The organism is candidate division WOR-3 bacterium (assembly GCA_016926475.1).
Lineage (GTDB): Bacteria > SDB-A > SDB-A > SDB-A > SDB-A > JAFGIG01.
On sequence record JAFGON010000013.1, the window covers coordinates 1 to 3,676 of the forward strand.

The 3,676-nt window shown below is 36.9% G+C and carries 3 protein-coding genes; all 3 read left to right on the plus strand.

Annotated elements, in window-relative coordinates; translation table 11 throughout:
* The coding region (locus JXA84_00975) for a response regulator (protein ID MBN1149774.1) at positions 1-1,719 on the plus strand (1,719 nt) is incomplete at its 5' end.
* Positions 1,712-3,109 (plus strand): sigma-54-dependent Fis family transcriptional regulator, encoded by a 1,398-nt coding sequence (locus tag JXA84_00980; protein MBN1149775.1) that lies wholly within the window; start codon positions 1,712-1,714, stop codon positions 3,107-3,109. The genes JXA84_00975 and JXA84_00980, both read left to right, overlap by 8 nt.
* 163 nt (positions 3,110-3,272) lie before the next feature.
* Positions 3,273-3,521, plus strand: a complete 249-nt coding sequence (locus JXA84_00985; protein ID MBN1149776.1) for a hypothetical protein — start codon at positions 3,273-3,275, stop codon at positions 3,519-3,521.
* Positions 3,522-3,676: the final 155 nt, after the last annotated feature.

Consider the following 3,676-nt stretch of genomic DNA (forward strand, 5'->3'; position numbering starts at 1 on the left):
AAAGTTATTGAGCAGAACTTGAACAAGCTTTTAAGAGACATGGTAAATTTCTTAGACGCCGAAAAACTTGAAAAAGGCTTGGTTTTTTACAACCATGATCAAGTCATTAACATTTCGGAAATACTGAAAAATAAAGTGTTAGTTTTTCAGAGTTACGCTAAAAGCAAAAGTATAATTATAAACAGCAATATAAAAGATCATCTTTTCACGAAAGCCGATCCTTTTGCAGTTGACAGGATAATAAACAATCTTCTGGACAACGCCATAAAATTCACCTTCAAAGGATCCATTGATGTTTTTCTGGGTGGCGGTGAAAATTCCATTGTTATTAAGGTTAAGGACACAGGTATCGGAATAACCAAAGAGCAGGAAAAAAGCATTTTTTCTCCCTATTACCAGATCTCACATAAAAAACAGAACGTACAGGGAATCGGAATGGGGTTGTATATAACCTCTGAGATCATTAAATCGTTGAATGGCACAATTGAATTGACAGGCGATATTGGCAGGGGAAGTGAATTTATTCTTACTTTCCCCGGATACAGACCGAAAGAAACCGACACTATTATGGCTGTTTCTGAAACAACGATTCCTGATAATTTCCAATTTGAAATGGAATTACAGAAAGAAAAGTATATATCCCAAAGGGAAAATATTTTTGTTGTCGAAGACAATAAAAACCTGCTTGCGTTTCTGCAGTTTAAATTGTCTCAAAAATATAACGTTTTCACAGCGGAAAACGGATTTAAGGCAAGTGAAAAAATCAACTCAATCCCTTTGCCAGACCTGATAGTGTCCGACATAATGATGGATGAAATGAACGGTTACGAGTTTTACGAAAGAATCATGGAAAACGATACTTTCAAGAATATACCGTTCATCTTTTTGACCGCTAAAACAGGAAATAAGGAAAGATTAAAGGCTTTGGAACTGGGGGCGGTGGATTTTATATACAAGCCGTTTTCAGCGGAAGAATTGATGAACAGAATCGAAGCTCTCCTCCGTCTGCAAAAAATGAAGAGCTCACAGTTTGAAGAGGACAAAAATTTCTCCTTCGGAAAACTGATGGGCGGAATTTCCCATGAACTGATTAACCCATTGGTTTCCATGGATGCACCCCTGGAAAATTTGACCAAACACCTGGATGATTTAGATCCGAATACACGGGAGAAATTCAAACCATACATCGAACGCATAAAATTCAACCTTGAAAGAATAACCAATATAGTAAAAAATTTGAAGGCTATATACTACCAGGAAAAAATCAAAAAGACGGATTTACTATTAAAGCAAATTAAATCCGCGATGTTTAAATTGTTTGAAGATTTCAACGACAAAAACGCCAAGCTTAATGTCGAAATCGATGAAGACCTGCACGTGAAAGCAAATTACGATGTTTTGATTCAAATCCTGTCCAACTTGCTTTTAAACGCTCTGGAGGCTGTCTCTGAAAACGGAGAAATCCAGATTAAAGCTTCCAAAACGGAATATGATCCTGTTATTATAGTCAAAGACAACGGCAGGGGTATTGCCCTGGAAGAAAAAAAATATATTTTCGACGCCTTTTACACATCCAAAGAAGTTGGAGAAGGAATGGGTCTCGGTTTATATATAGTCAAAAATCTGATTTTGAAAATGGGATGGGATATTTCTGTAAATTCTAAAGTAACCCTGGGCAGTGAGTTTATGATAACAATGAAAAGGAACCGAGATGAATGAAATTGTTCATAATCTTAAGATCATGTTCGTCGACGACGAGCAAACTTTAATGGAAGATTTAAAGGAATTTTTTCAGGATTACAGAATAGATTTCTTTTCAGACCCCCAAAAAGCTTTAAGTGAATTAGATTATAATTATTTTGATATAATAATCGCCGACTATAAAATGCCTAAGGTCACAGGTCTTGACCTTCTTTTGAGCGCGCGGGAGAAAAACGCCTATGGATACGGGGTTTTGTTCACGGCTTATGCCGATAAATATCTGTTGGAAAAAGTTATAAACGAAGGGCTGGTAAACCATTACATCGAAAAACCCGTCAGTTTGTTCGAACTGAAAAAATTTCTGGATAAAATAATTTCTGAACGCTCAAATAACAAAGAACAAGAAAAATATTTGAAACTTTTGGACATTGAAAACCAAGAATTAAAACACAGGCTCTTTGAACAGAACCCAAAAATAATCGGCCTTGACCGGGGGTTGAAAAAAATATTTGAAGATGTGTTAAAAATATCCAAGTTGACCGTCAATGTTCTCATAACAGGTGAAACCGGCACTGGAAAAGAAGTGGTAGCAAGATTGATTCATTTTTCGGGAAAAAGAAAAGAAAAACCCTTCATAAAAATAAATTGCTCGGCAATCCCCCAAAACTTGTTGGAGAGTGAATTGTTCGGTTTTGAGAAAGGAGCATTTACCGGAGCGGTAAATTCCAAACCGGGGAAAATAGAACTCGCCCACCAAGGGACACTGTTTCTCGATGAAATCGGAGAAATGGATATAAATATCCAGGCCAAGCTGCTCAACGTAATTCAGGAAAAGAAGCTATCAAGGTTGGGAAGCATCAAAACCATCGGAGTTGATTTTCAACTGATATGCGCCACAAACCGGAATCTGGAAAAAGCGGTTAAAAAGGGCGATTTTCGGCAAGACCTCTATTACAGGATAAACAATTACCCCTTGCATCTTCTGCCTTTAAGAGAAAGAAAAGAGGATATTGAAGACCTGGCGGTTTTTAACGTGAATAAATTCTGCGGAGAAATAAACCGGCCTCCAAAGATAATTAGTGATGACGCTTTAAAAGTTGTTTTAAAATACGATTGGCCGGGAAACGTTCGGGAACTAGAAAACGCCATAATGCGAGCTATCATAGTCTCCGGGTCAAATACTGCATTGACCGGATCAGATTTCAAATTCCTGAATTTATCAGGTACAGAATCCGATGAAAACGAATTGATCGACAGATTGACAGAGCTCGTCATCTCCAAAAAAATCGATATGGAATCTTTGAAAGAATCGCTGATCAAAACAATACTAAAAAAATTCGACGGCAAAATTTTAGATGCCGTCAAAGCTACAGGAATAGCCAAACACCATTTCTATAAATACAGATAATTTCCGATTTCCGGAATATATTCCGTAAATCGGAAAACCTTCTATTGTTCTATAAGCTGTAAATTTAATAAATCAACTTAAAAAAGCAACTTAAATGCCATTAAAAATTTGGCATGGATATTGATTTACACTTTAGTAAAAACAAATGAAGAAAGGAAGGGGTATGAAGGTATGTGATCTGTGCAACACCTCAATTGGGGATGATTCAATCCGTTATTCTTTTACCCAGGTAAAAAAGGTGGTTGATGCTGGGTTGAGACCATATTCATATCTTCCTGAATTTCAAAAAGAAAAAGCGTTGTCCAGGGAGACAGCCGAACAACTCTGGGTAAAGCAAATAATGGCTGATAATAAAGATTGGTTTTTGTGCCCTGAATGCGCTGTCAGGTTTGAAAAATTTTTGTCAGAGTAAAAGGAGAAGGAAATGTCTGAAGCTAAATATAAAACATTTTTAATAGCCGTTTTCTTTGGATCGATTTTACAAACAGCATCCTGTTCAAGAGGTCAAATTCAACCCCATGAAAATCAAGAAAGCTATCAAACCGACTGTGAAGAATTCCCGGTCAG

Coding starts and splice junctions, on each gene's coding strand:
- JXA84_00985 (MBN1149776.1), top strand. CDS start 3,273: ATGAAGGTATGTGATCTGTGCAACACCTCAATTGGGGATGATTCAATC.
- JXA84_00980 (MBN1149775.1), top strand. CDS start 1,712: ATGAATGAAATTGTTCATAATCTTAAGATCATGTTCGTCGACGACGAG.